The organism is Aeromonas sp. QDB25 (assembly GCF_027707725.1).
Lineage (GTDB): Bacteria > Pseudomonadota > Gammaproteobacteria > Enterobacterales > Aeromonadaceae > Aeromonas > Aeromonas caviae.
In genome coordinates this window covers 1-1,066 of the sequence record NZ_JAPCIZ010000217.1, presented here as the reverse complement: position 1 = coordinate 1,066, position 1,066 = coordinate 1, and the positions used below count along the sequence as shown (strand labels likewise).

At 46.0% G+C, this 1,066-nt stretch carries 1 protein-coding gene; it reads left to right on the top strand.

Annotation, left to right across the window (positions count from 1 at the left end):
* Positions 1–1,066 (top strand): methyl-accepting chemotaxis protein (locus PG883_RS23550; RefSeq protein WP_270808475.1); only part of this gene is annotated, 1,066 nt, incomplete at both ends.

The window sequence follows — 1,066 nt, the reverse complement described above, 5'->3', positions numbered from 1 at the left end:
TCTTATGCGCCAGAATTTACCAGTGACGGGTCGAAACTTAGAACTCCCAAAAGATGCCAATATTCTTTCGACTACCTCCCCTCAAAGCCATATCACGTACGTTAATCCTGACTTCATTAAAATCAGTGGTTTCACTGAGGAAGAACTATTAGGCCAGCCTCACAACATCGTAAGACACCCAGATATGCCGCCTGCTGCATTTGAGCATATGTGGAGTACATTAAAATCTGGCCGCTCATGGATGGGGCTAGTAAAAAATCGCTGTAAAAATGGCGACCACTATTGGGTAAGTGCTTATGTAACGCCAATAGCTAAGAATGGTTCGATTGTTGAATACCAGTCTGTAAGGACCAAGCCTGAACCTGAGCAGGTTTTGGCTGCGGAAAAATTATATGCTCAATTGAGAAGCGGGAAGGCCGCGAGGCCGAAATTGGCTGCTAGCTTTTCCGTGAAAATACTCTTGCTCATATGGGGTAGTATTATATCAAGCGCAATGGCTGCCGGCATGCTTACTGATACATCAATAAGCAGCTTATTGTTAGCCACTTTAATGTCAGGAAGCTTAAGCTCTGTTAGTGTTTTGGCTATTCTCTCTCCTCTTGGAAGACTGGTTGAAAGAGCCAGGAATATTTCCAATAACCCATTAAGTCAATCCCTCTACACTGGGCGCACCGATGAGTTTGGCCAAATAGAGTTTGCTTTACGAATGATGCAAGCTGAAACAGGCGCCATAGTAGGTCGCATAGGTGATGCATCAAATCGGCTTAGCGAACACACCCGAGGCCTACTAAAGGATATTGAGTCAAGCAATGTACTTACAGTTGAGCAGCAGGCAGAGACAGATCAAATAGCAACGGCAGTAAACCAAATGGTGGCAAGCATTCAAGAGGTTGCGAGCAATGCACAGCATGCTGCAGATGCGGCCGGAAGAGCAGACACTGAGACGGCATCTGGCCAGCGTCTGGTAGCCCACACAAGCCAGTCAATCACTGCCCTTGAAGGTGAAATTAGGCAAGCCGCTCAGGTTATTCATGAGCTTGAAGGTCAAAGTAACGAGATATCAAAA